This window comes from Halomonas sp. AOP7-E1-9, from assembly GCF_052376035.1.
GTDB lineage: Bacteria > Pseudomonadota > Gammaproteobacteria > Pseudomonadales > Halomonadaceae > Vreelandella > Vreelandella citrativorans.
Window position 1 is genome coordinate 211,356 of record NZ_JBQSVC010000001.1, and the last position, 25,742, is coordinate 237,097.

The 25,742-nt window shown below is 57.1% G+C and carries 23 protein-coding genes and 1 riboswitch; of the genes, 15 read left to right on the forward strand and 8 right to left on the reverse strand.

The genetic code is table 11. The features are described 5' to 3' along the window. Nucleotides 1-150: 150 nt before the first annotated feature. From miaA to ACT3R4_RS01035, 5 genes are all read right to left on the reverse strand, one after another. The gene (miaA, locus tag ACT3R4_RS01015; RefSeq protein ID WP_172116280.1) at nt 151-1,089 is read right to left on the reverse strand and encodes a tRNA (adenosine(37)-N6)-dimethylallyltransferase MiaA; all 939 of its coding nucleotides are present in this window, start codon (nt 1,087-1,089) and stop codon (nt 151-153) included. A 75-nt stretch (nt 1,090-1,164) separates the two neighbouring features. Continuing rightward, nucleotides 1,165-3,096 (reverse strand): DNA mismatch repair endonuclease MutL, encoded by a 1,932-nt coding sequence (gene mutL / locus ACT3R4_RS01020; RefSeq protein ID WP_172116279.1) that lies wholly within the window; start codon nt 3,094-3,096, stop codon nt 1,165-1,167. 8 nt (nt 3,097-3,104) lie between these two features. Then, nucleotides 3,105-4,580, reverse strand: a complete 1,476-nt coding sequence (locus ACT3R4_RS01025) for an N-acetylmuramoyl-L-alanine amidase (RefSeq protein ID WP_172116278.1) — start codon at nt 4,578-4,580, stop codon at nt 3,105-3,107. Beyond that, nucleotides 4,574-5,068, reverse strand: coding sequence for a tRNA (adenosine(37)-N6)-threonylcarbamoyltransferase complex ATPase subunit type 1 TsaE (gene tsaE, locus ACT3R4_RS01030; protein ID WP_172116277.1), 495 nt, complete (start codon nt 5,066-5,068; stop codon nt 4,574-4,576). Before tsaE ends, ACT3R4_RS01025 begins: the two co-directional genes overlap by 7 nt. An 11-nt stretch (nt 5,069-5,079) precedes the next feature. Continuing rightward, complete coding sequence (locus ACT3R4_RS01035; protein ID WP_172116276.1) at nt 5,080-6,573, reverse strand: NAD(P)H-hydrate dehydratase; 1,494 nt, start codon at nt 6,571-6,573, stop codon at nt 5,080-5,082. 116 nt (nt 6,574-6,689) lie between these two features. On the opposite strand from ACT3R4_RS01035, the gene queG reads away from it, so the two are divergent. Next, nucleotides 6,690-7,772 carry a tRNA epoxyqueuosine(34) reductase QueG gene (gene queG / locus ACT3R4_RS01040; RefSeq protein ID WP_172116275.1) on the forward strand — a complete coding sequence of 361 codons (1,083 nt, stop codon included), beginning with the start codon at nt 6,690-6,692 and terminating at the stop codon, nt 7,770-7,772. 14 nt (nt 7,773-7,786) lie between these two features. Here queG and orn read toward each other — a convergent pair whose 3' ends face one another. Further along, complete coding sequence (orn, locus tag ACT3R4_RS01045; protein WP_172116274.1) at nt 7,787-8,368, reverse strand: oligoribonuclease; 582 nt, start codon at nt 8,366-8,368, stop codon at nt 7,787-7,789. Nucleotides 8,369-8,456: 88 nt separating this feature from the next. On the opposite strand from orn, the gene rsgA reads away from it, so the two are divergent. The 3 genes from rsgA to asd are packed head-to-tail and all read left to right on the forward strand — an operon-like array spanning nt 8,457 to nt 11,260. Beyond that, complete coding sequence (gene rsgA, locus ACT3R4_RS01050; RefSeq protein WP_172116273.1) at nt 8,457-9,476, forward strand: small ribosomal subunit biogenesis GTPase RsgA; 1,020 nt, start codon at nt 8,457-8,459, stop codon at nt 9,474-9,476. 17 nt (nt 9,477-9,493) lie between these two features. Beyond that, the gene (locus ACT3R4_RS01055) at nt 9,494-10,336 is read left to right on the forward strand and encodes a sulfurtransferase (protein ID WP_192526303.1); all 843 of its coding nucleotides are present in this window, start codon (nt 9,494-9,496) and stop codon (nt 10,334-10,336) included. Nucleotides 10,337-10,387: 51 nt separating this feature from the next. Beyond that, nucleotides 10,388-11,260: an archaetidylserine decarboxylase gene (asd, locus tag ACT3R4_RS01060; RefSeq protein WP_441677013.1), complete on the forward strand. Its 873-nt coding sequence runs from the start codon at nt 10,388-10,390 to the stop codon at nt 11,258-11,260. Nucleotides 11,261-11,262: 2 nt separating this feature from the next. On the opposite strand, the gene epmA is transcribed toward asd, so the two are convergent. Then, entirely contained in the window at nt 11,263-12,243 is a 981-nt protein-coding gene (epmA, locus tag ACT3R4_RS01065) for an EF-P lysine aminoacylase EpmA (protein WP_441677012.1), read from the reverse strand. 159 nt (nt 12,244-12,402) lie between these two features. Next, complete coding sequence (gene efp, locus ACT3R4_RS01070; RefSeq protein WP_087109509.1) at nt 12,403-12,969, reverse strand: elongation factor P; 567 nt, start codon at nt 12,967-12,969, stop codon at nt 12,403-12,405. A 139-nt stretch (nt 12,970-13,108) separates the two neighbouring features. On the opposite strand from efp, the gene epmB reads away from it, so the two are divergent. From epmB to ACT3R4_RS01125, 11 genes are all read left to right on the forward strand, one after another. Further along, nucleotides 13,109-14,128, forward strand: coding sequence for an EF-P beta-lysylation protein EpmB (epmB, locus tag ACT3R4_RS01075; protein WP_441677011.1), 1,020 nt, complete (start codon nt 13,109-13,111; stop codon nt 14,126-14,128). A gap of 91 nt (nt 14,129-14,219) precedes the next feature. Beyond that, nucleotides 14,220-14,555, forward strand: coding sequence for a hypothetical protein (locus ACT3R4_RS01080; RefSeq protein ID WP_441677010.1), 336 nt, complete (start codon nt 14,220-14,222; stop codon nt 14,553-14,555). A 39-nt stretch (nt 14,556-14,594) separates the two neighbouring features. After that, a complete protein-coding gene (locus ACT3R4_RS01085; protein ID WP_441677009.1) occupies nt 14,595-15,533 on the forward strand; it encodes an amidohydrolase family protein in 939 nt (312 codons plus the stop codon). A 370-nt stretch (nt 15,534-15,903) separates the two neighbouring features. Next, nucleotides 15,904-16,022: riboswitch (guanidine-I (ykkC/yxkD leader) on the forward strand. Between the two features lie 57 nt (nt 16,023-16,079). Beyond that, on the forward strand, nt 16,080-17,165 hold the full coding sequence (locus ACT3R4_RS01090; protein ID WP_441677008.1) for a putative urea ABC transporter substrate-binding protein: 1,086 nt from the start codon (nt 16,080-16,082) through the stop codon (nt 17,163-17,165). A gap of 70 nt (nt 17,166-17,235) precedes the next feature. Further along, entirely contained in the window at nt 17,236-18,063 is an 828-nt protein-coding gene (locus tag ACT3R4_RS01095; RefSeq protein ID WP_441677007.1) for an ABC transporter permease, read from the forward strand. Beyond that, nucleotides 18,060-18,854, forward strand: a complete 795-nt coding sequence (locus tag ACT3R4_RS01100; protein WP_441677006.1) for an ABC transporter ATP-binding protein — start codon at nt 18,060-18,062, stop codon at nt 18,852-18,854. The genes ACT3R4_RS01095 and ACT3R4_RS01100 overlap by 4 nt, the downstream gene beginning before the upstream one ends. After that, nucleotides 18,851-19,573 carry an urea amidolyase associated protein UAAP1 gene (locus ACT3R4_RS01105; RefSeq protein ID WP_441677005.1) on the forward strand — a complete coding sequence of 241 codons (723 nt, stop codon included), beginning with the start codon at nt 18,851-18,853 and terminating at the stop codon, nt 19,571-19,573. The genes ACT3R4_RS01100 and ACT3R4_RS01105 overlap by 4 nt, the downstream gene beginning before the upstream one ends. Nucleotides 19,574-19,583: 10 nt before the next feature. Beyond that, entirely contained in the window at nt 19,584-20,219 is a 636-nt protein-coding gene (locus ACT3R4_RS01110; protein ID WP_441677004.1) for an urea amidolyase associated protein UAAP2, read from the forward strand. Between the two features lie 86 nt (nt 20,220-20,305). Next, complete coding sequence (uca, locus tag ACT3R4_RS01115) at nt 20,306-23,929, forward strand: urea carboxylase (RefSeq protein WP_441677003.1); 3,624 nt, start codon at nt 20,306-20,308, stop codon at nt 23,927-23,929. Next, entirely contained in the window at nt 23,926-24,999 is a 1,074-nt protein-coding gene (locus tag ACT3R4_RS01120) for an isopenicillin N synthase family dioxygenase (protein WP_441677002.1), read from the forward strand. The genes uca and ACT3R4_RS01120 overlap by 4 nt, the downstream gene beginning before the upstream one ends. After that, the gene (locus ACT3R4_RS01125; RefSeq protein ID WP_441677001.1) at nt 24,996-25,667 is read left to right on the forward strand and encodes a hypothetical protein; all 672 of its coding nucleotides are present in this window, start codon (nt 24,996-24,998) and stop codon (nt 25,665-25,667) included. The genes ACT3R4_RS01120 and ACT3R4_RS01125 overlap by 4 nt, the downstream gene beginning before the upstream one ends. Nucleotides 25,668-25,742 lie beyond the last annotated feature (75 nt).

The window sequence follows — 25,742 nt, forward strand, 5'->3', positions numbered from 1 at the left end:
GTTGCTCTCCCTAAACTGTCGTTGGGGTTGGTTGTTAAATGGCGTGCCCTACTGGTGCTACGCCGCAATCTATTTGCCCGAAAGGCCCGTGTGGTTGAAAGCGCCCTTCGGCTACTCAAAAACACACGCTCACGAAACCACTATCTTACGCTAAGCACCGCTTTCACGCACGAATTTCAGCGTCTTATCCACCACGTCCAACTGCTGCGAATCAATCCAGGTAAGATTAGACCAGCTTCTTAACCAGGTTAGCTGACGCTTGGCGAGCTGGCGAGTAGCAATTACGCCGCGCTCCTTTAAGACAGCATAGTCGTACTCACCGTTCAGATACTCCCACACCTGACGATAACCAACGCTTTTCATGGCGGGCAGTTCCAGATGTAGGTCACTACGCTTTTTGAGGGCGGCCACCTCATCTATCAAGCCCTCCTCAAGCATAGCGGCAAAACGTTTTTCAATACGTGCGTGTAAAACACGCCTGTCGTCTGGCGCCAACGCAATGGATAGCACGCGCCAAGGGAAAGGCGCTGGCTGCTGCTCACCCCACAGTTCACTCATTGAGCGCCCACTGGCGTAATAAACTTCGAGTGCGCGCATTAAGCGTTGAGGATCATTGGGATGGATGCGCTGCGCCGACACAGGATCCACATCCATCAGTTTTTTATGCAGCGATTCCAGGCCTTCACTTTCACGCTGTTTGGCTAGCTGCTCGCGAATAGCGGGGTCCGCCGCAGGCATATTTGCGACCCCTTCAACCAGGCGCTTGTAGTACAGCATGGTGCCGCCCACGAGCAGTGGCACCTTTCCCGCTGCGCTGATTTGCCGCATCTCACTAAGCGCATCTTCTCGAAAATCAGCGGCTGAATAGGGCTCTGCCGGATCACGCAGATCTATTAACCGATGGGGTGCACGGGCAAGCTCAGCAGCACTGGGCTTAGCACTACCAATATTCATACCGCGGTAGACCATTGCGGAATCAACGCTGATTAGCTCATGCCCTAGCCGCTCGTGCAGCGCGATTGCCGTATCGGTTTTTCCGGCCGCTGTGGGACCCATTAAAAAAATCGCCCAAGGGCGTGTATCAGCCATACCGTGGCAAACTCCGCCAAAAAATAACAGGGATTAATTCAGCCAGCCGCCACTTGGCAACATCTGGCAGCACCACTACTGTCCGCGCAAAAACAACCGATCAAGCGCTTTTAGGTTCATTTGTGTCCAGGTAGGCCGACCATGATTACACTGATCGCTACGCTCGGTGCGTTCCATATCGCGCAGCAGTCCATTCATCTCTTCAATAGTTAGCCGTCGATTCGCACGCACGCTACCGTGGCATGCCATAGTGGAAAGCAGCTCATGAATACGTGTTTCTACCTGATGGGTGCGCCCAAAACGGGCAAGCTCTTCAAGCATTTCGCGCACCAGTGCTTCGGGGTCAGCCTGGGCCAAAAGCGCAGGCAACTGGCGCACCAGCAGCGTTTCCGGCCCTGCAACATCCAGCTCAATCCCCAATTGAGAAATGGCTTTCTGTTCGCTTTCTGCCGTTGCCACTTCCGTGCGGCTGGCAGCAAGCGACACGGGCACCAACAGCGGCTGTGTATCAATGCCACTAGCGGCTGCCAGCTGATTTTTCATCCGCTCGTAGACAATGCGCTCATGGGCGGCGTGCATATCCACCAGCACGAGCCCTTGGGCATTTTGCGCAAGAATATAAATCCCATGCAGTTGCCCCAAGGCAAAGCCTAGCGGCGGCGCACTGGTCGGGTCACTTTCAGGCATTACCGCAGGTGCTTCGCGCACCTCGCTAACAGACTCGTGACCGCCAGCCCATGCACCCGGCGGCTGCGGCGTAAGCAGCGTATCCTCATGATTAGGGTGCAAGGCCTGATAGCCCTGCATAAAGCGGCGTACTTTTTCAGCCCCCGGGTGACGGTCAGGCGCTTGAGAAAGCGCCATGCCTTGCTGCTGCCACCGGGTAGAATCGGTCTGCTCAGGTTCGGCAGTGGCACCATTCACGCCTTCTGCTGAATGCTCCGAGGCATCACTGGCATCGCCATCACTTTCTTGCGCTGGCTTAGACGTCGCCAGGCAGTGGTGCAGACTTGAGTAGAGAAAATCATGCACCATGCGCCCATCACGAAAGCGCACTTCATGCTTGGTGGGATGAACATTCACGTCGACCACATCAGGGTCCAGTGTCAGGTAGAGTACAAACACAGGATGGCGGCCGTTATAGAGCACGTCCCGGTAGGCCTGGCGCACGGCATGGGCCACCAGGCGGTCACGCACCACACGCCCGTTAACAAAAAAGTACTGCTGATCGGCCTGAGAGCGTGAGTGTGTGGGCAAGCCCACCCAACCGCTTAGGCGCAGACCACCAGCTTCGCGCTCAATATAGCGTGCATGCTCAATAAAATTCTTACCCAGCAGCGAGGCGATACGCCGCTCCTGAGCCACCGCCGTATGCCCAGCAGGTAGCTGGTGGACTACCTTCTGGTTATGACGGAGCACCCAGGTGATGTCGTAACGCGACAGTGCCTGACGCCGAAAGGCCTCTTCCACGTGGGCAAACTCGGTCTTTTCAGTACGTAAGAACTTGCGCCGCGCAGGCGTATTAAAGAACAAATCACGCACCGCAACGCTGGTGCCTCGCGGGTGTGGTGCAGGCGTTACTCGCGCCTCCATCCCTCGCCCTTCGGCCACCACTCGCCAGCCGGTTCGCGGGTCTTCTTCCGCATTGGACACAAGCTCCAACCGAGAGACAGAGCTTATTGAGGCCAGCGCCTCGCCACGAAACCCCAGAGAACCGACGCCCTCCAGGTCCTCAAGGCTTCCGATTTTACTGGTGGCATGACGTGCAAGCGCCAGCGGCAAGTCCTGCTCACTAATACCGATGCCGTCATCGCGTACTTTAATTAATCGCGCACCGCCCTGTTCGATCTCAACCTCAATGCGCTGACTTCCCGCATCAATGGCATTTTCCACCAGCTCCTTGGTTACCGACGATGGACGTTCGACAACCTCCCCCGCGGCGATTTGGTTGGCCAAGCGGGGGTCGAGTACATGAATACGTGATGGCAAAGAACTCGACTCGGACACCAGACACCTCAAGAGTTGGGAATACGTAATACTTGGCCCACGCGAATAACGTCGCCATTCAAATCATTAGCTTGGCGCAGCTGGCCCACTGGCACACCGTGGCGCAGCGCAATCGAAGAGAGCGTATCGCCTGACTGAATACGGTACTCATTCCCCGTAGGCTGGCGATGATTATCGCGCTGCCAGGCAAGCAGGCTCGCCGGTGGCGGGTTACGTTCAAAATGCGCGTTTAACCCGGAAAAAATCGCATCCGCAAGCCCCTGCTGATGAACGGGATCACGCAGTCGACGCTCTTCACTGGGGTTGGAAATAAAGCCAACCTCAACCAATAGCGAAGGAATATCAGGCGATTTAAGTACCATAAAGCCGGCCTGCTCAACGCGGGATTTGTGCAACCGATTAATCCGCCCCAACTGCTCAAGTACCTGCCCGCCAATAGACAGCGAATCGTTCAGCGTGGCGGTCATGGTTAAATCAAGCAAAACGCCGCGGAGCACTTGATCCTTATCACGCAGCGAAAGGTTGCCATCCACCCCTCCAATCAGGTCAGCGCGGTTTTCGCTGTCGGCAAGCCACTGGGCTGTTTCTGACGTAGCGCCACGCTGCGAAAGCGCGTATACCGAGCTGCCCTCGGGGCGCGGACTGTTAAATGCATCGGCGTGAACCGACACAAAGAAATCGGCCTTTTGCTCACGGGCAAGCTGGGTACGTTGCCGCAAGCCTATGTAATAATCACCATCACGAATAAGCACCGCTTTATAGCCCGGCGTGGCATTGATTTTGGCAGCCAACCGACGCCCGATATCCAGCACGACGTCTTTTTCTCGCGTACCGCCAGGGCCAATAGCACCCGGATCTTCACCACCGTGACCAGCATCAACGGCAATAATAACATCGCGTTGGGGGTGCGGCTGGGCGGGCTGAACTTCGGCCGGCTCAGGGCTTTGCGTTCCAGGCGACGCTTGGCTATCCGGCAATTGAGCCTGAACATCGTTTCGCTGCGCCAGCATTTCCTGATCACGAATCATCGCTTCTATCGGATCAATCGGGTTTTCAACGGCACTCTCGCCGGGATACTCAAGGTCTACCACCAAGCGGTGACCATATTGGTCATTAGGCGGCAACACAAAGTGGCGCGGTTCCACTAAGCGATTGAGTTCCAGCACCACGCGCAAACCGCCCCCATCCCGCGGCCCGGTCCGCACAACCTCAATCGCGCTGCCATCTAGCGGCAATGTGGAGGCATCCGTTTTTAGCTGGCTCTCCTCCAAATCAATCACCAGGCGCTCGGGGTCCGACAGGGAAAAAACATTCGCCTGAGTGACGCCGGAAAGATCAAATACCAGCCGCGCGTGGTCGGGGGCGGCCCATAACCGCATGCTTTCAACATCAGCGGCCTGTACAGAAGAAACGCTCGCCATTAGCGCCATCAGCCCAGGCATGAGATACCGGGCCAGGCCGGTGAATTCGTTGCTAGTTACCATGAAGTGGCACCGTCTTCTGACTGCTTAAACGATTGTCTTGACTGCAGCCCATTAAGGACGCACTCACCGTACTCACTGAGTGCGTTCAACGTCGCCTCGCGCCCTGCACCCGCTACCGTAAGTGATAAGAAAATATCGGGAGCTGGCAGCCATCCCTCGCCGCGACTTGGCCACTCAACAATACATAGAGCGTCGTCCGCCAGCACATCACGACCGCCGATAAACTCAAGCTCCTCAGGGTCAGATAAACGATAGAGATCTAAATGATAAATGCGCTGTGTGCCCAGCTCATAAGGCTCCACGAGGGTATAGGTAGGGCTTTTGACTGCCCCCAGATGCCCATAGGCCCTTAAAACTCCACGTGTTAATGTCGTTTTACCGGCGCCCAGGTCACCTTCCAGGTAAACACGCCCACGCCCCTGCAATGCACTTCCCAGCGCTTCACCAAAAGCGACCTGCGCTTCTTCATTTTCCAATTGCACCTGCATGTGGGCTGCCTTCACGGGTTGATCAATACTCGCGCATAGGATGCCAGATCACTTGCCAGCAAGCCACGTTCTCCTTGTGCCTGTGCGGCGCTGTCGGCGGCTAGCGCATGCACCATAACGCCTAACCAGGCGCTACTCTCTATCTCTGCTCGCTGGGCGACCAAGGCGCCGAGCATACCGCTGAGCACGTCACCCATTCCACCACTGGCCATACCGGGGTTTCCGTAAGGACATACGACCAAGCCACCGGGCCCGGCAATCAAGCTCCCCGAGCCTTTTAGAACAACAACGCCTCCTCGTCTACGCTGTAGCTCACGCGCAGCGGCAGGCCGGTCAGCCTGCACATCGGTGACGCTACACTCAAGCAGCCGGGCAGCTTCGCCAGGGTGCGGCGTTAATATCCAGTTATCACGGCGCTCGCTCGGCCAGTGGCTGGCGAGTAAATTAAGCCCATCGGCATCGACGACCAGCGGAGAGCCCGATGCCAGCGCGTGCTGCAACACAGCCTGCCCCCAAGCGGCCTGTCCCATCCCCGGCCCCACCACCATTACATCGGCTTTTTGCGGCAGTTCGTTTAAATCGGCGCCGCCGCGTACACCGTGCGCCATTACTTCCGGGCAACGCATCAAACTAGCGCTGATGTGCTCTGGCGCGGTAGCCAGGCTTACTTTGCCAGCGCCTAAGCGTACCGCCGCTTGGGAAGCCAGCAGCGCTGCACCACCAAACCCCGGAGCACCGCCCAAGACCAGCACATGCCCCATATCGCCTTTATGGCTGGTACGGGAGCGCGGCGCAAAGGCGTCTGTTAACCAGCCTTCGTCCAGCCGCCACGCACAAGGAGGAATATCAAAAAAGGCCTGCGCTTTAACGCCCAGGGGGCGAAAATCAATCTCCCCCGTATAGGCAGGCGCTTCGCCGGTATGTAGCCCTATCTTGTCGCCAATGAATGTGACGGTAGTATTGGCGTGAACAGCATCACCAAGGACCGCGCCCGTATCCGCGGCTAACCCAGAGGGTATATCGATCGCCAGCACGGGACATTTAGCGGCGTTGATTGCCTTAATCGCCTGTTGCGTTGCCCCTGTCACCTTGCCGGTAAGGCCAATACCGACCAGAGCATCAACAATCACTTCGCCCGAGAACACACAATCGGCGTGCCACGCTTCGCAGGCAACACCGGCAGAGGTTGCAAGCTCGGCAGCCCTGGCGACATCACCTTTCAGAGCATCCAACGGCTTTAGCGTAATACGCTGCACTTTAAGCCCTGACTGAATGGCAAGCGCTGCCAGCACATGACCATCGCCAGCGTTATTTCCCCCACCACACAACACCGTTACGCTACGCGCATGGGGCCAGCGCGCGCGAAAGCTATGCCAGGCACTGGACGCTGCTCGCTGCATTAGGGCAAACCCTTCGATACCACCGGCAATGGTACGGCGGTCCAGCTCACGTACCTGCTCCGCTTTGAATAGCGGGCGCAGCGAGGAAGTACTTAAGGTGGACACGATATCTCCTTTCGCATGTTGTGATGGCGACCAATTGCGTTAGCATAGCGCGACTAATGCTCGACCGTAGACTGATAATGCCCTGTTCCACTGCTTCTTCACTTTCAAGCCATACCATGACCACTGAACAACTGGCCCATCTTGCTGACCTCATCAAAATCTGGGGCCGCGAGCTGGGCTTTCAGCAGGTAGGTATTACCGATACGCAGCTCGATACGCATGAGCAGCATCTCAACGCATGGCTTGAGAAAGGTTATCACGGTGAGATGAGCTTTATGGACAAGCACGGCACCAAACGTACACGCCCGGCCGAGCTTGAACCGGGCACGCTGCGGATCATCAGCGTGCGTATGGATTATTTACCTCCCGAAGTTGAAACGACTCGGCTGCTGGGGCAGCCGCAAAAAGCCTATGTATCACGCTATGCATTGGGCCGTGACTACCACAAGCTAATACGTAAGCGCTTGGCTCAGCTGGGTAAAAAAATCGAACAGGAAGTAGGTCCTTTTGGCTACCGTGCCTTTGTCGATTCTGCCCCGGTAATGGAGCGCGCCCTGGCGCAAAAGGCAGGCCTTGGCTGGTTCGGTAAAAACGCCATGCTGCTCAACCCAAAAGCAGGCTCACTGTTCTTTTTGGGTGAGCTTTATACCGACCTGCCCCTCCCCGTTGACCCGCCCTACGAGCGTGAGCATTGCGGCAGCTGCGATGCTTGTCAGACCGCCTGCCCAACAGGGGCGATTGTTGACGACAAAGTGGTGGATTCGCGCAAGTGCATCTCCTATTTAACGATTGAGCTACACGGAGCGATCCCGGTTGAGTTTCGCCGCGCCATGGGCAACCGCGTATATGGCTGCGACGACTGCCAACTGGTATGTCCGTTCACACGCTTCACCCGCGTGAGTAACGAGCAAGATTTTGCCCCCCGCCACGACCTGGACCGCGCCTCCCTGCTCAGCCTGTTTGGCTGGAGCGAAGAGGCATTTTTGGACAAAACCGCCGGCAGCCCCATTCGACGTATCGGCTACGAACGCTGGCTACGCAATATTGCCATTGGCCTGGGCAACGCACCGTGGAGCGAGGCGGTTGAAGCCGCGCTGTGGGCACGGCGCGCTTACCCCAGCGCTCTGGTACGTGAACACGTTGCCTGGGCGCTTGATGAACAGCGCCTCAAGCGCGATGCACGCATTGCGACAAGCTAACGTTCAACCGAGGCTTACTCTTCTTCGTCCTGCCCGCCTGCCACGCGCAAAAAGGTATTGCGGTAGTGGGCAAGCTCAGCAATCGACTCTTTGATATCGTCCATTGCCAAGTGCACGTTGCGCTTGCTAAAGCCTGCCAGCGCGCCCGGGTTCCAGCGCTTGGCAAGCTCCTTAACGCTTGAGACATCCAGGTTACGGTAGTGGAAGAAACGCCACAGCGCTGGCATCTCACGCTCCAAAAAGCGTCGGTCCTGATGGATGCTATTACCACACATGGGCGACGAGCCTGCCACCACGTACTGGCGCAAAAATTCCAGTGTCTGCTGTTCGGCACTGGCCGTATCGTTCTGGCTGGCTTTTACGCGCGCGACCAAGCCGGACTCGCCGTGGGTCTTCTGGTTCCAGTCATCCATTTGTGCCAACAGACTATCTGGCTGCTTAACGGCAATTACCGGGCCTTCCGCCACAACGTTTAAATCCGCATCGGTAACGAGTGTTGCCACTTCGATAATGCGCTCTTTATCAGGGTCAAGGCCGGTCATTTCCAGGTCGATCCAGACCAGCAGATCACTGCGCGGTTCGTTACTATTGCTCATGCTTTTCTCCAGGATAGCCAACGGGTCGAGTTACCCGGCGTCAGTTAACAGGTACACTATCCCCTATTGTACCGAGCATCGAGTGGTCATGAGCAAACGTAAATTAAGCCGCCAGCAGCAGTGGCGAGTCGACAAAGTCCAGGCAGAGCGTGCTAGCCGCGCTGAAAAGCGTGATGTACGCGACGCAGAAAAGCTGGCTGCTGGCGAATACGGCGCCGAACAGCCCGGCCGGGTGATGGCGCATTTCGGGCGAACGCTGGAAGTACGTAATGCCGAGGGCACACCGGTACGCTGCCATCTACGTGCTAATCTGGACGGCATGGTGACCGGTGACCGAGTAATCTGGCGGGCAGGCCAGGAGGGCTCCGGCGTTGTTGTGGCCCGCGAAGAGCGCGACAGCGTGCTCAAGCGCCCTGATGCGCGTGGCCAACTTAAGCCGGTCGCCGCCAATATCGACCAGATTTTAATCGTTTTTGCCGTTGAGCCGGCGCCGCACCCTAATTTGATTGACCGCTATCTGGTCGCCGCTGAAGCCACCGCTATCGCGCCTGTTCTGGTACTCAACAAAATCGACCTGCTGCCAGACGATGGCGGCGAGCTTGGCAAGCTACTAGAGCGCTACCGTGCGCTAGGCTACCCGGTGGTGCGTACCACGACGGCCAATGAAGAAGGGCTTGCCCCTTTGCGCCAGCAACTTGAGGGTCGCACCTCAGTGTTTGTGGGCCAAAGCGGCGTGGGTAAATCATCGCTAATTGACCTGCTGTTGCCCGATGAGTCATTGCGTATCGGCGCGCTTTCCGAAGACTCGCGTAAGGGCACGCACACCACGACTACCGCACGGCTCTATACCATGAACCGCGATGAAGTCACCGATGGCGAGCTGATCGACTCTCCCGGCATTCGGGAATTTGGCCTGATTCATTTGACCGAACAGGACGTGACCGACGGCTTTATCGAGTTCCGCCCTTTCCTTGGCTACTGCCGTTTTCGTGATTGTCGTCACCGGGAGGAGCCAGGCTGCGCTTTACTTGAAGCGGTTGAGGAAGGCAAGATTCACCCGGAACGTTTTGCCAGCTATCGCCGGATTCTCGATAGTTTAGACGCTTGATTTTAAAGGAGCTAACCATGAGCACCGAGCACCCATCGTCAGAGTCAAATCTTCTACCGCTGATCGTTGAGCCAGAACAGTTACAGAGCCACCTGGATCAACCAGCGCTTTTGATCATTGATGTGCCGGTGAATCCGGATAACTACCGCCAGGGGCATGTGCCGGGCGCAGTATATCTGGATTTTCGCTACCTGATGCGCGGCGAAGGCCCGGTGCCCAATGACGTTCCCGATGTAGGCTTCTTATCGCAACTATTCAGCGCATTGGGGCTTACTCGCGACACCCACGTTGTAGCCTATGATGACGAAGGCGGCGGCTGGGCAGCGCGCCTTTTATGGACGCTGGAGCTGATTGGCCACACCCGCTACTCCTATTTAAATGGCGGCATTCATGCCTGGCGTGATGCCGGTATGCCCGAAAGTACGGAGCAAACCCGCCCCTCGCCTAGCGAATACCATGCACAAATTTTAAACCCGCAGGCGCTCATCACCTGTGATGAGATTAAAGCCAAACTGGGTGACAAGCAGTTTGCAGTTTGGGATGCGCGCTCCAAGGGTGAATATGACGGCGAGCAAGGCAATAATAAGCATCTTGGCCACATTCCAGGTGCGGTCAATATGGATTGGCTAAACGCCATGGACCGGACCCGCGCCCTGCGTATTCGCGACTACGCCGAGCTTATAACCGAGCTTGGGGCCATGGGCCTAACGCCCGATATGGAAGTAGCCACCCACTGCCAGAGCCACCACCGCAGCAGCTTTACCTGGCTGGTGGGTAAAGCGCTAGGGTTTAATATACGCGGCTATGCGGGCTCCTGGGGCGAATGGGGCAACCGCGACGATACGCCGATTGAAAAGTAACGTAACCGGCTTGGCTGGCACGACGTTTAACCACTGCTAAAAGTAATTAATGTGACGCTACCTCAAAAAGCTTTCTCGTTACTCCAGTACCCGCTTCCCCATCATGCCATCTCGCGTCTGACCGGCACGTTTGCGCAGAGTGAAGTGCCTTGGCTGAAAAACATGCTGATCAAGGCCTTTATCAAGCGGTTTAACGTCGACATGAGCCAGGCACTTGAGCCGGACCCAACGACGTACGCCAATTTTAACGCGTTCTTTACCCGCGCTTTAAAAGCGGATGCTCGCCCGCTGGGGAAAGGCATTTTAAGCCCGGCCGATGGCTCGCTTTCGCGCCATGGCCGCTTGCAGGCGGGCCAGCTGGTTCAAGCCAAGGGCCATACCTATTCGGCTCAGTCGTTACTGGGTGGGGATGCCGCGCTTGCAGAAGAGTTTATGGGCGGCAGTTTCGCGACCGTTTATCTCTCGCCACGCGACTATCACCGTGTACATATGCCCATGACCGGCACACTGCGGGAAATGATTTATGTGCCTGGGCGAATTTTCTCAGTGAACAAAGCCACCGCGAGCTACGTGCCGAACCTGTTTGCACGCAACGAACGCCTGGTATGCATTTTTGATTCAGAACACGGCCCATTTGCCATGGTGTTGGTCGGCGCGATGGTCGTTGCCGCCATTGAAACCGTGTGGTCTGGGCAAGTTACACCTCTGGCGGGCGTGCCTCAACGCACACGTTTTGACAAAACCATCACACTTGAGCGCGGCGAGGAAATGGGGCTATTCAAACTCGGCTCTACCGTTGTAATGTGTTTTGCCAAGCCGGTCACGTTTAGCAATCCAGCAACGCGTGAGGATTATCGACCAGAAACCCTGGTTCAAATGGGCCAATCCCTCGGTGATTTTCCGCCAGCCCCGCCTATCGCTTAGCGTTAGCAATTCGGCGTCGAAAAGGTGAGTACGTCTTCAAGGCGTGCTTTACCCAATGCCAATTGAATTAAACGGTCAACTCCCAGCGCTACGCCCGCACATTCGGGCACGCCATGCTCAAGCGCTGCCAGCAAACGCTCATCAACATCGACCTCGGGTAGCCCCAGGCGTCGCCGTTCAGCGTTATCGTCACTAAAGCGCGTGCGCTGCTCAGTGGCATCAGTTAATTCGTGATACCCATTGGCCAGCTCAATACCGTTCAGGTAAAGCTCAAAACGTGATGCGACCCACTCTCCATCCACATCCTGGTGTCGGCGGGCAAGCGCCGCTTGGCTGGCGGGGTAGTCCGTTACCACGCTTAATTCGTTCTGGCCCAACGTGGGCTCAATCACCATGCTCATCAAAAGATCGAGGCAGGTATCGCGGCCTTCGTTCACCAACGCCCCGGTAGGCATCCGGCCTCGCTCAGCGGCCAGCGCACGTAGCTTATCAAGTGACGTTGTGAAGGGGTCGATAGCCAAATAGGTATGAAATAGCTCGCGATAACGATAGTGCATTACCGGCCCGGCAAAAGCAGGTAACAGCGTGGCCACCAGCGTGGCGGTCTCGTCGATCAGTTCGCCAAGCGAAAATCCTGGCCGGTACCATTCAAGCATCGTGAATTCAATGTTATGACGCGAGCCCACTTCACCATCACGAAAACTACGCGCCAGCTGAAAAATGGGCCCACTGCCTGCGGCCACTAAACGCTTCATATGAAATTCAGGTGAGGTTTGCAGCCATAACCGCCGCTGGCCTTTATCAGTGCGCGCTTGAGTCGCAAGTGACACCAGGTGCACATCGGTACTTCCGCCCTGCCCAAGCACAGGCGTTTCAACTTCCAGTACGTCACGTTGGGAAAAAAATGCTCGCACTTTTGAAAGCAGACGTGCTCGCTCGCGCAGCGTTTCAATTTGCGCATTTGGTCGCCAATCAATGGCCATCACCGCTCCTTGAATAAAATAAAGCCACGCAAATGCGTGGCCCTAATGTAGTACAAATGCAGCCAAGTGCGTAATAAAGCCTGCCGCTTTATCCACTTGGCTAAGCACTTAACTACTCACTTAACTACTCACTTAACACTTAGCTTAAAAACGTACTTATCAAGCACGAGAAACGTACTCGCCGGAGCGCGTATCGATTTTTAACACCTCGCCCTGGTTGATAAACAGAGGTACACGAACAACAGCACCTGAAGAGAGCGTTGCAGGCTTAGAGCCGCCCTGCGCCGTATCGCCTTTCAGACCCGGGTCAGTCTCGACCACTTCAAGCTCAATGAAGTTGGGCGGCGTCACCGAAATTGCCTTGTCGTTCCACAGTGTAAGCGTATAAGGCACCTGCTCTTTGAGCCATTTGATGGTATCGCCCAGCGCTTTCTTTTCTACAGCATACTGCTCAAAAGAGCCGTCCGTTTTCATAAAGTGCCACATGTCACCGTCGGTGTAGAGATACTCCATCTCCAGGTCCATGACATCTGCACCTTCCAGTGAATCACCCGACTTAAAAGTACGCTCGCCTACACGGCCGGTCATCAGATTACGCAGCTTAACGCGGTTAAACGCTTGGCCCTTGCCGGGCTTGACCAATTCGTTCTCAACGATCGAGCAAGGATCACCGTCGAGCATTACTTTTAAACCGCCTTTGAATTCATTGGTAGAATAGTTAGCCATGTTGCCTCTCTGTGATCTATTTCAGTTAGCTATTACAGTAAGCGATGCAGGCCAGCCTACGTCGCCGCAGCGTGGGTAGCATCGTCAAATAAGTGCGCGCATGATAACCCGAAGGAGGGCTTTTTTGCAGGAGAACATTATGATCGTTGCCTCGGATAATCACGAGCGATTCAACGAAACCTCAAGCCCCACGTGGCAACAGCAGCTTTCCAACGCCGTTCGCGACCCGCATGAGCTTTGCAAGCGGCTTGGACTAAAGAGCGAATGGCTCTCTGGCGCACATACCGGGCATACGCTGTTTGAAACCTGCGTGCCCGAGGCCTATTTGTCACGCATCGCTTACGGCGATACGTCCGACCCGCTGCTGCGCCAAGTGCTGCCCGTCAGCGACGAAGCGCTCACACCGAGTGGTTACGTGCTTGACCCTCTTGAAGAGGCCGATCATCGCCCCGCCAAAGGGTTGATTCACAAATACGCCGGTCGGGTGCTATTAATCGCAAGCCCAAACTGCGCAATTAACTGCCGCTACTGTTTTCGCCGCCACTTTCCCTACAGCGATAATTCACCTTCCCGGGCCCAGTGGCAAGATGCGCTTGATTACCTGCGTAGCAGCCCCACCATTCATGAAGCCATTCTTTCCGGCGGCGACCCGCTGGCCGCCAACGACCGTCAGCTAGCCTGGCTAGTCGGCGAGCTGGAAAAAATCCCTCATCTTAAACGGCTGCGCATTCACACACGCCTTCCCGTGGTAATTCCTGATCGTATCGATGACGCGCTACTTGCCTGGCTGGGTAACACTCGGCTGCAAAAAGTCGTGGTACTGCATATCAATCATGCCAACGAGATAGATCAAGCGGTCGTTGAGGCCTGCATTCGATTAAAACAGGCCGGTGCCACGCTGCTTAATCAAAGCGTACTGCTGCGCGGCGTTAACGATGATGTAAATACGCTTGCCACCCTATCCGAGCGCCTTTTCGAAGCCGGCGTGCTGCCCTACTACCTGCACGTGCTCGATCCGGTCCAGGGCGCGGCACATTTTGATGTGCCGGATGAAGAGGCGCGTACTCTTGTGACACAGCTTCGCGAGCACCTGCCCGGCTTCCTGATGCCCCGCCTAGTGCGTGAAGCACCGGGAGAGGCGAGCAAAACGCCGCTTTGAGATAAGGCAAACATCAGGGTGCTTCTCGCCGAATGAGTCAGGTTATCTACACTGAAACCCACAACTCAAACGCATCAGCCCGGGAGAACGTATGAATCCTTTCAGCTTACCCTTCACAGCAGGCCTTGCCTGTGCAGTGGCCGCGCTACCCGCCTTGGCTCAGGATTACGTGATCGACGCCGGAAAAGCATTCGATGGTCGAGAGGTAATCCAGAATGCCCGCATTGTGGTAAATGACGGACGCATGGTGGCTGTGGGACCGCAGTCTGACATTGAGGGCCCCGAGGGCGCCACCCAAGTCGACCACACTAAACACTTCATCATGCCCGAGCTGATCGCCGGGCATAGCCATGCGGGCACCGTACAGGGCCTGGAGCACGGAGGGGAGCACTACTCTCGGGAGACGGTCACCCGCGATCTGAACTAGTTTGCTGACTTCGGCATCTCGGCGGTAAATGCCTTGGGCATGAACCCAACGCTCTTCTATGAATTGCGCGAAACGTTACGTGGGCCCGACACCGAAGGAGCAGATTTGTACGGGGCTGGCCCAGGCATCGGTGTATCTGACGGCGCCCCACCAGCGGATGCCATGAGCGTTCTTGATGGTCAGGTACTTCGCCCCAGCACACCCGAACAAACCCGCAAGGCCCTTCAGGAAATGGCCGAAGCCGGTGTCGATATGATCAAGGTATGGATCGACGATATGGATGGTAGCGCTCCGAAGATGGCGCCGGAGATCTACACCGCCGCTGCTGAAGAGGCGCACAAGCAGGGCCTCAAGATCGCCGCGCATGTTCATGATGCCGAGGACGCCCAGGCAGCGCTTGACGCAGGTATCGACATCCTCGCCCACGGTATCCGCGATAAAAAGATTGATGACGCGCTATTGGAGCAGATGGCCGAGCAGAACGTCTGGTACATCCCCACTATCGGTATTGATGAGGCGGAGTACATTTACGCCGAACACCCGGAGTGGCTGGAGGATAACTTCTTAGCTCAAGGGTTCAGCGATGAGCTTCGCGAGCAGATCAAGGACGGGCAGTGGCGCGCACAGGCACTGGCCGATACCCAAGACGCACGTGACGCTGTGGCCATGAACATGGCGAACCTCGCGCGTGTCGCCCAGCACGGCGGCATTCGTATCGTGATGGGTACCGACTCGGGTGCCACTGCCCTGCGCGTACCCGGCATTGCAGAGCATCGCGAACTTGAGCTAATGGTAGAGGCCGGTATGGAGCCGCTCGCGGTGCTTGCATCCGCCACCTCGATGAGCGCGGACATGCTGGGCATTGATGATCTTGGCCGTATCAATGAAGGCGCCCGGGCGCAGTTTCTGGTGTTAGAGGATGATCCTATTGACGAGATCACCAACACGCGCCGCATTGTCGAAATTCTGCGCTATTAAAACTCAATGAGCCTCACCGTGTGAACTTTCAGGCGCGACAAGCTCCTTCTTTAATGCAATATGCGGGCGCGCCTGTACGAAGCTAATTGAGCTTGCGGCGCGTTTTTATATAGAAATGCCAATCCGTGCCCTTTAGTTGATGAACCGTAATATCCCCTACATGTCTTTTCATGCCCAACAAAAGCGCACCATTACTTGCAACGCACCAAATAAATGCACGCCTAGGGTAGCAAGAACAACGCTTATAACTGAAATATAACTTAAGTATTTGAATTTAAATAAATTAATATCATCCGGCCGATATTTTGCTCTGTAGATAATTGTTCAATACGGGGTATTGGCCGTTAATAGCTGCCACACAATCGAGTTTCCAATAGATCGCTAGGGTTCCGACACCATCAATGATATGCCCCTGATGGTTGTGGCTGGTCCGAGAGCGATCGACCTTGCAAGTACAAGGTTACACGGCGGGACAAAAGCCCGGGAGGATAAGGCACAGTGATGCGCCGATGCCCCCGAGTATTTTCTTAGCCGCTGGAGGCTCTAATGATCCGTTCCAACCTCACGACCACAAATCGTCTGTTCCTAGCACCACTCTCTGCTGCCCTGCTAACGACGGCCCTTGTCTCGACCGCACCCTCTACTGCCCAAGCACAGGAAAGAGACTCCTTCAGCGTCTGCTGGTCCATCTACGCAGGCTGGATGCCTTGGGCCTATGCCGATGTAGAGGGTATCGTCGACAAATGGGCGGATGAGTACGACATCACTATCGATGTCATCCAGGTCAATGACTACGTTGAATCGATCAACCAATTCACCTCTGGCAACGTGGACGGCTGTGCCATGACCAACATGGACGCATTGACGATTCCCGCCGCTAGTGGCGTGGACTCCACCGCACTGATCGTCAACGACTACTCCAACGGTAACGACGGTATCGTCCTGAAAGGCAGTAACGAACTGGCCGACATCGAGGGGCGCCAGGTCAATCTGGTCCAGTTCAGCGTCTCGCACTATTTCCTCGCCCGCGCGCTTGAAAGCGTTGGTCTGACAGAGCGCGATATCGAAACCGTGAATACGTCGGATGCTGATATCGTGGGCGTGTTCGCCAGCGATATGACCGAAGCCGTCGCGGCCTGGAATCCTCAGTTGGGCGCGATCGAAGAGATGCCCGACGCCAACGTGGTGTATACCTCTGCGGAAATCCCCGGCGAGATTCTCGACTTGATGGTCGTCAATACCCAAACACTGACGAATTACCCTGCTCTAGGCCACGCCCTGGTCGGCGCCTGGTACGAAGTGATGGGACTAATCGAAGCTGACGACGAGCGGGCACTTAGCATCATGGCCGATGCGGCGGGCACCGATATCGAAGGCTATCGCGATCAGCTAGCGGCCACCCACCTGTATACCGACCCGGCCGAGGCAATCGCATTGATGGAAAGCCCCGAGCTTCTCGAGAACATGGAGCGTGTCGCCGAATTCAGTTTTAAGCATGGGCTGCTGGGCGAAATGGCGCCAAGTGCCGACATCATTGGCATAGAAACGCCCAGCGGTATCTTTGGTAACGAGACCAATGTACAGCTGCGCTTCGATGCCGACTTCACACAGGCCTATCTGGACGCCCGGTAAGCATACGCTTGCAGCGCGATGGAAGCAGCGGCGACGCCACTTCCGACTCCCATTTTGACAGGATACGGCCATGAAGCGCTTCATCAATTTAACGCCTCCCAGGGGCGGTCGTTGGATGCTGGGTCTGGCGCCCTTCGCCCTGCTGGCGATGGTGTATATCAGCCTTTCGAACGCACGCCTTGTAGATAATCCGAACGATCGTCTGCTGCCCGCTCTCGGCACCATGGCAGAGTCTTTCTATCATCTGGCAAGCGCTGAAAATGTACGCACAGGCGATATCATCCTTTGGACCGATACATTCGCCAGCCTGGAAAGACTGCTAATCGGCGTCGGCATCAGCGCGCTGGTAGGCTTAATCGTGGGTATTTTGACCGGAGGTCTGCCCGTCTTACGCGCCAAGCTATCGCCACTGGTCACGGTTTTATCACTCATCCCGCCCATGGCGATACTACCCATTTTATTTATAGCGTTTGGAACCGGCGAGGCATCCAAGATCGCTCTCATCGTCATTGGAGTCACGCCTTTTCTGATCCGCGATCTTCAGGGCCATGCTCTGCGCTTACCCGACGAGCAACTGATCAAGGCGCAAACGCTAGGTGCTAGCTCTTGGCAGGTGCTGATCAGGGTGCTGCTCCCTCAGTTGACCCCGCGTCTTCTCAATGCCACCCGCCTGGCGCTGGGCACGGCCTGGCTCTTTTTGATCGCCGCGGAGGCAATCGCCGCCCAGGAAGGCCTGGGGTATCGCATCTTTTTGGTACGTCGCTATCTCTCGATGGACATCATTTTGCCCTACGTTGCCTGGATCACGCTGCTGGCGTTTTTGCTCGACCAACTGCTGGCCTTCACTTCTCGTTTGGCTTTTCCCTGGTATCACGCCGGTGAGGGGGAGAAGCCATGAGCCTGCTATCCGCCAAACGACTGGAAAAGCATTACGGTCACCACGTCGTGCTCGAAAATCTCAACTTCGACGTCGAGGTTGGCGAGTTCGTCACTCTGGTAGGTGCCTCGGGGTGCGGCAAAACCACATTTTTGAAAATGCTGCTGGGCACCGAAAGCGCATCGAAAGGCAAGTTGCTACTCCAAGGCGAACCGATCCCCGATGAGCCCGGCCCGGACCGAGGCGTGGTCTTTCAAAAGTATTCGGTTTTTCCGCACCTGACGGTGCTGGGCAACGTGATGATCGCAGACGAACTGCAAAGCGCGCATCTGCTGGGCAAGAGCTTTGGTAGCAAGAAACGCCGCGCTATCGAAAAAGCCCGGGCGCGCATCGATGAAGTCGGCCTGAGTCACGCGCTGAACAAATACCCCCATGAACTCTCCGGCGGTATGCAGCAACGTTTGGCCATCGCCCAAGCGCTGATGATGCGCCCACGTATTTTATTGCTGGATGAACCCTTTGGAGCACTGGACCCGGGCATTCGTCAGGACATGCATGAACTGATCACTCGGCTTTGGAAGGAACAGCAGCTCACCATCTTCATGATCACCCACGATCTCAAGGAGGCCTTCAAGCTGGGCACGCGGCTTTGGGTCTTCGACAAGACCCGTCACGACCCCCAGGCGCCGGAAGCCTTCGGCGCCACCATTACCTACGACCTACCCATTTCGCGAGAGCGTGCCGCACACGCTTTGCCCGAGACACTCAACCTGGGCGGTCTTAAAACCCATTTTCAGGAGACCCTGCTATGACGAGCGAGCCTACTTACACCACGCACCTGCCCGGCGGCCATCACTGGTCTCTTCGCCTGCGCCGGGGCGCCACGCTCACACTGACGGCAAAAGATGCCAACACCAACGTCGGGCTACTTTGCTACAACCCGGAAAACCTGTTGGAGCGCTTGAACCTGCCCGACACCCTAAAAGGTCAGCACACCTTCAAGCTGACCCAAGGCCACTGCCTCTACTCGGATATGGGCCGCATCTTCGCCTCTATCACCGACGACGATCTGGGCTGGCACGACAGCGTCGGAGGCAATCTGATGCAACATCACCTGACCGCCAAGGGCTGGCAGCCGGTGAGCTACCAAAGCGCCCATAACGATTGGACACGAACAGGCTTTGATGCCTTTCTGGTGGAACTGGCCAAGTACGGGCTTGGCCGCCGGGACATGGCCGCCAATCTCAATCTCTTCTCCCGCGTCGAGAGTGACGACGAGGGTAAGCTGAGCTACGTAAGCGACCACTGCCAGCCCGGCAATAGCGTCACGCTGCGATTCGAAATGGACACGCTCGTACTACTGCACACCTGCCCGCACCCTCTCGACCCGAGCATGGAGTACCCGCGGCGCGGAGTAGATATTGCCCAGGGCACGGCCCAGGCGCCCACCGAGAGCGACGCCTGCTACCAGTCACGCCCCGAAAATGCTCGCGGCTTCGCCAACAATCATCTTTACCACCTCGGTCTATAAGGGGAGCACCATGATCATCGAAAGCAACTTACGCCCGGAAAACGCGCTTAGCCGCACTACGGTTAACGCGGGCGACCACTACATCGGCACCATCAAACGCGGCCAGACCCTGCGCATTCTGGATCTGGAAGGCAATCAGGCCGCCGACACCCTTTTCTTCAGCGCCGAGGATACCGCCGAACGCTACAGCGCCATGGATACCGTGCGTGAGCAAGGCGCAGTTTACCTCACTGCGGGTTCAAGGCTGATTTCAAGCGAAGGCCGCCCCATGCTGACCATCACCGCCGACACCTGCGGCCGACACGATACGTTGGGTGGCGCCTGCTCAAGTGAGAGCAATACCGTGCGCTACGACTTGGAAAAGCGCCACATGCATTCGTGTCGTGACAACTGGATGGAAGCGATCGCCAAGCATCCTGAATACGAGCTTACCAAGCGCGACATTACCCATAACATCAACTTCTTCATGAACGTACCAGTGACCTCCGACGGAGGACTGACCTTCGAAGATGGTATCTCTGCACCGGGCAAGTACGTGGAGATGACTGCCGAGATGGACGTGGTCGTGCTGATATCTAACTGCCCTCAGCTCAACAATCCCTGTAACGGCTATAACCCGACCCCCATCGAGCTTCTGGTCTGGTAACGCTGAACTCACGCCTGATGCTCTGAGGACGACCTCAAGCGGCTAAACAATTTGCGGGACGACCCGCCTTTTGGGTAGGCAGAGCCATGTCCATACAAACTCCGTTTAAAAAAGTCTTGATCGCCAACCGGGGCGCCATCGCTGCGCGCATCCTGCGGACATTGAACACTTTGGGCGTTGGCAGTGTAGTGGTGTACGCCGATGCCGACCGTGATGCGCCCTACGTGCATCAGGCCGATGAGGCCTACTCTCTAGGTGAAGGGCCCGCCAGCGACACCTACCTGGATATCGACAAGCTGATCGCTATTGCTCAGAAAAGCGGCGCCCAGGCCGTTCATCCAGGCTACGGCTTTCTGTCCGAAAACACCCGGTTCATTACCGCCTGCGATGCCGCAGGGCTGGTATTTCTGGGGCCCACCGCAGAACAAATCCGCCGGTTTGGTTTAAAACACGAAGCGCGCGCGCTGGCTGAACGGGCAGGCGTTCCTCTCGTGCCGGGTTCGAGCCTGCTCGAAAGCGTGGATGACGCCGTCAAGAACGCTGAACAGATTGGCTACCCCGTTATGCTCAAGTCCACCGCCGGCGGTGGCGGTATCGGCATGCAGGTGTGCCAAAACCAGGATGAGCTGGTCCGTGCGTTCGACTCGGTTAAGGGCCTGGGAGAGCGTAACTTTGGAGATAGCGGTGTATTTCTCGAAGCTTATATCGCCTGCGCCCGCCACCTGGAAGTTCAGCTCTTCGGCGACGGCCAGGGGGAGGTCATTGCTCTGGGCGAGCGCGACTGCTCCACCCAACGCCGCCACCAGAAAGTGATCGAGGAGTGCCCAGCACCGAACCTTCCGGAAAGCGTGCGCGAGGCGTTGCATGGCACGGCGGTTGCGCTGGGCAAGGCCGTCCAATACCGCAGCGCCGGTACCGTCGAGTTCATTTACGACGCCGCGCGTGAAGCCTTTTACTTTCTTGAGGTCAATACCCGTCTACAGGTCGAGCACGGGGTAACCGAACTGGTTTACGGTGTCGATATTGTGGAGTGGATGGTGCGCCTGGGGGCCGGTGGGCTGCCTGCTCTTAAGACACTTGCAAGCGATCTGGCGCCTAGGGGCCACGCCGTTCAGGCGCGCCTTTACGCCGAAGACCCGACCCACGATTTCCGCCCCAGCGCCGGACTTCTCACCGAGGTCGCCTTCCCCACTGGCGAAGGCCTTCGCGTGGATCACGCCATCGAGTCGGATCTTGAGGTCTCGGCGCTTTTTGACCCCATGCTGGCCAAGGTCATGGTGCACGGCGCAACACGGGAAAGCGCCTCTCTGGCCTTGGCCGAAACCCTTGAGGCCGCCACGGTGTATGGTATTGCCACCAACCGTACCTGGCTTGCCCACGTGCTACGCGCCGAGCGCTTCCTCAAAGCGGATCTCGACACCCACTGGCTCACCACACTTGCCTGGGCGCCTCCCGCCCTAGAGGTGCTCGTTCCGGGTACGCTTACCACTCTTCAGGACTACCCCGGCCGCCAGGGGCACTGGGATGTCGGCGTGCCTCCTTCTGGAGCGTTTGACGACTGGTCTTTTCGCCTGGGCAACCGTCTACTGGATAACCCGGCAGACGCCGCCGGGCTCGAAATTACCTTGAATGGTCCGACGCTGCGCTTTCATCGCGAAGCGCAGATCGTTCTGACGGGAACAGCGCTCTCGGCCTCGGTCGACGGTATACTAGTCAATTTCTGGGAAGTGATCGACATTGCCGCTGGCGCGACGCTGGCACTGGGTAAAGCAGATGTGGGCGCACGCGCCTACCTCTTGGTGCGGGGCGGCATCGAGTGTCCGCGTTATTTGGGCTCGCGCAGCACGTTTACACCGGGTCAATTCGGGGGGCACGCCGGTCGGGCACTACGTAGTGGCGACATGTTGGATCTGCCCGCGTTGACGCCCACCGAGCCGCATAAGCTCGACCCCGCGCTTATCCCGGCTATCGATACCGCGGCTGCGGTCACCGAGATCGCCGTCCTCTATGGCCCTCACGGCGCTCCGGATTTTTTCACCGATGAGGATATCGAGCGCTTTTTCGCTCACGATTGGGAAGTACACTACAACTCCAGCCGCACCGGCGTTCGGCTGATCGGTCCGCGCCCCGAATGGGCGCGCTCGGATGGTGGCGAAGCGGGGCTGCACCCTTCCAACATTCACGATAACGCCTACGCTTTCGGTACGATCGATTTCACCGGCGACATGCCCGTCATTCTGGGCCCGGACGGCCCTTCACTGGGGGGGTTCGTCTGCCCGGCAACCGTGGTGCGCGCCGAGCGCTGGAAACTCGGCCAGCTGACTGCCGGCAACAAGGTGCGCTTCGTGCCGGTAACGCTGGCAACGGCTCGCGCGCTCGAAGAGCGCCAGCGTGAGCAACTCAAGACGCTGACACCCGTTCACGACGTCGCCTTCCAGTCAGAGCAAACGAGCCCGGTTGTGCGCGAAGCTCCCGCCCTGGAGGCCGGGGAAAACATCGTTTACCGCCGGGCAGGGGATGATTTTCTGTTGATTGAGTTCGGCCCCATGGAACTCGATATCGCCCTACGCTTTCGGGTTCACGCCTGGATGCTTTGGCTACGCGAGAATACGTTGCCGGGGCTTCTCGAGCTGACGCCCGGAATCCGTTCGCTGCAGGTGCATTATGAGCCTCTCGAGCTGACACTGGATGCGTTGCTAATGCATCTGCAAAAAGCTGAACGGGCGCTTGTTGACGTCGAGTCGCTAGAAGTAGAGTCTCGCTTGGTACACTTGCCGCTCTCCTGGGACGACCCCGCCTGCCAGGAAGCGATCGACAAGTATCAGCGCAGCGTTCGTCCCGATGCGCCCTGGTGTCCCAGCAATCTGGACTTCATTCGTCGCATCAACGCGCTGGAAACCGAGCAGCAGGTGCGGGATATCGTCTTCGACGCCCGCTATCTTGTCATGGGTCTGGGCGATGTGTATCTAGGCGCCCCCGTGGCTACGCCGCTGGACCCTCGCCAGCGACTGGTGACCACCAAGTACAACCCGGCGCGTACCTGGACGGCGGAAAACTCGGTCGGCATTGGTGGTGCTTACCTATGCGTTTACGGCATGGAGGGTCCGGGCGGCTACCAGTTCGTCGGCCGGACCCTGCAGATGTGGAACCGCTACCGCGCCACCAAGCACTTCGAGAACCCGTGGCTGCTGCGCTTTTTCGATCAGTTGAGCTTTTACGAAGTCAGCCACGATGAGCTCGAGCAAATTCGCCGCGACTTCCCACACGGCCGCTTTGACCTCCCCGTTGAAGCCACCCGCTTTCGATTGGCCGACTACCAGGCCGAGATTGATAAAAACGCTGAGGCTATCGAGGCGTTTCGCACGAAACGTGAAAAAGCATTTCAGGCTGAAATGACCGCCTGGCGAGCCAACGGCCAGTTCACCTTCGAAGATCAGGCGCCCACCGCTGCCGAAACCGAAACCCTTGATGAGGCCGAGCTGGGCATCGAAAGCCCGGTGACAGGCAGCCTGTGGAAGTTGCTGGTCAAGGAGGGAGACCGGGTCGAGGCGGGCCAACGCGTTGCCTTGGTGGAGTCCATGAAAATGGAAGTAGAAGTTATCACCCACAACGCCGGGCGCGTCGTTCGCCTGCCGCTGGCCGAAGGCGCCGCCGTAGGCCCCGATCAACCCTTGGTAGTTCTCACCACTGAGGAGGAGGCAAACGCATGAACGAAGTGAACCCGGACCAACGTTTGGCCGACTTTCAGGAAATCCCGGTGATCGATATTTATCCCCTGCTGCACGGGGATGAACAGGCGCGCCGTCGGGTCGCCGATGAGTTAGGCCGCGCGGCCCGCGACATCGGTTTCTTTCAGATGGTGGGCCACGGCATCGACCATTCCCTCCGCGAAGGGCTGATCACTCAGACCAAACGTCTCTTCGCCCAACCGGAAGCGGCCAAAATGGAGCGCTATATTGGCCGCTACTTCCATCACCGTGGCTACGTTCCGCCCGGTGAAGAATCACCAGATCCTAAAAATCCAGATATGAAAGAGGCCTTTGATCTTGCTTTTGAACTACCAAGCGATGACCCAGAGGTACTCGCCGGAACGCCACTACTTGGCCCTAACCCTTGGCCGGACCTTGACGGCTTCCGTGAACCAGTCGCCGCCTACTACGATGCCACTTATCAAGTGGGCCGCGCGCTGATGGGCGGCTTTGCATTGGCGTTAGGGCTTGAAGAGCAACAGTTGCTGTGCTACGTCACCAAGCCGCCCAGCCAACTGCGATTGATCCACTATCCCTACAATCCTGATGCCAAAAATGCCAAAGATACCCAAGGCATTGGTGCCCACACCGACTACGAGTGTTTTACTCTGCTGCTACCTACCGCCCCGGGGCTTGAAGTAATGAACGGTGCAGGCAAGTGGATTGATGTGCCGTATCAAGAGGATGCGCTAGTCGTCAATATTGGCGATATGCTCGAAATCTGGAGCAACGGTGAGTTTGTTGCCACCTCCCACCGCGTACGCAAGGTGAAAGAGGAGCGCTACTCGTTTCCCCTGTTTTTTGCCTGCGACTACCACACCGTGGTCGAACCGCTGCCCGAACTGGTCGCTCGCCATGGGAAGGCCCGCTACGAGGCGTTGAAAGCAGGCGACCACCTCTACGCTCAAACCATTCAGACCTTTCGCTATCTGCGCGAACGCCTGGCTCGCGGAGAAATCACCCTGCCTGAAAGTGCACGTGAAGTGGGCAGCCTTGGGCAGCACGGCAAGCATAAGGAAGACTCCTTATGAGCACCGACTGGCCTGCTATACCTCAAGCGTTTTGTGGCGTATGGCAGCGTACACTCTACGCTGAACCAGCCCATGAACCCTACCGGCAGGCCGACAGGGCGACACTGGTTTACTGGTTGCAGGGCAAGCATTGGCATGCCGACCTGCGCTTGCCGACTAACGGACCGGATTTTCCAGGTATTACCGACTTAGAAGAGTGCGAACGCCGCCAGCTTGAGTGGCTGGCAAGCCTCACCGCCTTTGCTGGTATCACCCAGATTGAGGGCAGCGTATGCACTTGGCATCGCTTTCAAGACCTCTGCCCTAGCCTGGAGCGTGATGTTGGCTTGATGCGCTGGATGAATGATGCCCACCTGGAAGAGCGGCACCTTCATGGGCACTACGTTGAGCACTGGCAACGAGTTTCCAATGATGCCTCTGATGAAGTAATTCACTGTGATGAACAGGGGCGACTACGCTGGCTGCAGCTGAATGACCATGCTATGGCAATCAACCCACGCCCATCGAAAACCAACGCAGAAGCCCTGTTTGCGCCACAAAGCAGCCTAACTGACGACGCCCTGCGCTGGCGCGCCAGCCTCAGCTTTGACTACTTACAGCGTAACCAAAGCGGCTGGCAGATAGTGCACTCCACCCAGCCTTGGCGAGTGGGAAAATACGCTGGATAACGGCGATCCAAAAAGGCGCAAAGTGGATGCACTTCGCGCCTTTTTATCACAGTCATATTGTAAAGGTTGCTTTTG

Coding starts and splice junctions, on each gene's coding strand:
- miaA (WP_172116280.1), bottom strand. CDS start 1,089: ATGGCTGATACACGCCCTTGGGCGATTTTTTTAATGGGTCCCACAGCG.
- ACT3R4_RS01025 (WP_172116278.1), bottom strand. CDS start 4,580: ATGGTAACTAGCAACGAATTCACCGGCCTGGCCCGGTATCTCATGCCT.
- tsaE (WP_172116277.1), bottom strand. CDS start 5,068: ATGCAGGTGCAATTGGAAAATGAAGAAGCGCAGGTCGCTTTTGGTGAA.
- queG (WP_172116275.1), top strand. CDS start 6,690: ATGACCACTGAACAACTGGCCCATCTTGCTGACCTCATCAAAATCTGG.
- orn (WP_172116274.1), bottom strand. CDS start 8,368: ATGAGCAATAGTAACGAACCGCGCAGTGATCTGCTGGTCTGGATCGAC.
- rsgA (WP_172116273.1), top strand. CDS start 8,457: ATGAGCAAACGTAAATTAAGCCGCCAGCAGCAGTGGCGAGTCGACAAA.
- ACT3R4_RS01055 (WP_192526303.1), top strand. CDS start 9,494: ATGAGCACCGAGCACCCATCGTCAGAGTCAAATCTTCTACCGCTGATC.
- epmA (WP_441677012.1), bottom strand. CDS start 12,243: ATGGCCATTGATTGGCGACCAAATGCGCAAATTGAAACGCTGCGCGAG.
- efp (WP_087109509.1), bottom strand. CDS start 12,969: ATGGCTAACTATTCTACCAATGAATTCAAAGGCGGTTTAAAAGTAATG.
- epmB (WP_441677011.1), top strand. CDS start 13,109: ATGATCGTTGCCTCGGATAATCACGAGCGATTCAACGAAACCTCAAGC.
- ACT3R4_RS01080 (WP_441677010.1), top strand. CDS start 14,220: ATGAATCCTTTCAGCTTACCCTTCACAGCAGGCCTTGCCTGTGCAGTG.
- ACT3R4_RS01085 (WP_441677009.1), top strand. CDS start 14,595: ATGAACCCAACGCTCTTCTATGAATTGCGCGAAACGTTACGTGGGCCC.
- ACT3R4_RS01090 (WP_441677008.1), top strand. CDS start 16,080: ATGATCCGTTCCAACCTCACGACCACAAATCGTCTGTTCCTAGCACCA.
- ACT3R4_RS01095 (WP_441677007.1), top strand. CDS start 17,236: ATGAAGCGCTTCATCAATTTAACGCCTCCCAGGGGCGGTCGTTGGATG.
- ACT3R4_RS01100 (WP_441677006.1), top strand. CDS start 18,060: ATGAGCCTGCTATCCGCCAAACGACTGGAAAAGCATTACGGTCACCAC.
- ACT3R4_RS01105 (WP_441677005.1), top strand. CDS start 18,851: ATGACGAGCGAGCCTACTTACACCACGCACCTGCCCGGCGGCCATCAC.
- ACT3R4_RS01110 (WP_441677004.1), top strand. CDS start 19,584: ATGATCATCGAAAGCAACTTACGCCCGGAAAACGCGCTTAGCCGCACT.
- uca (WP_441677003.1), top strand. CDS start 20,306: ATGTCCATACAAACTCCGTTTAAAAAAGTCTTGATCGCCAACCGGGGC.
- ACT3R4_RS01120 (WP_441677002.1), top strand. CDS start 23,926: ATGAACGAAGTGAACCCGGACCAACGTTTGGCCGACTTTCAGGAAATC.
- ACT3R4_RS01125 (WP_441677001.1), top strand. CDS start 24,996: ATGAGCACCGACTGGCCTGCTATACCTCAAGCGTTTTGTGGCGTATGG.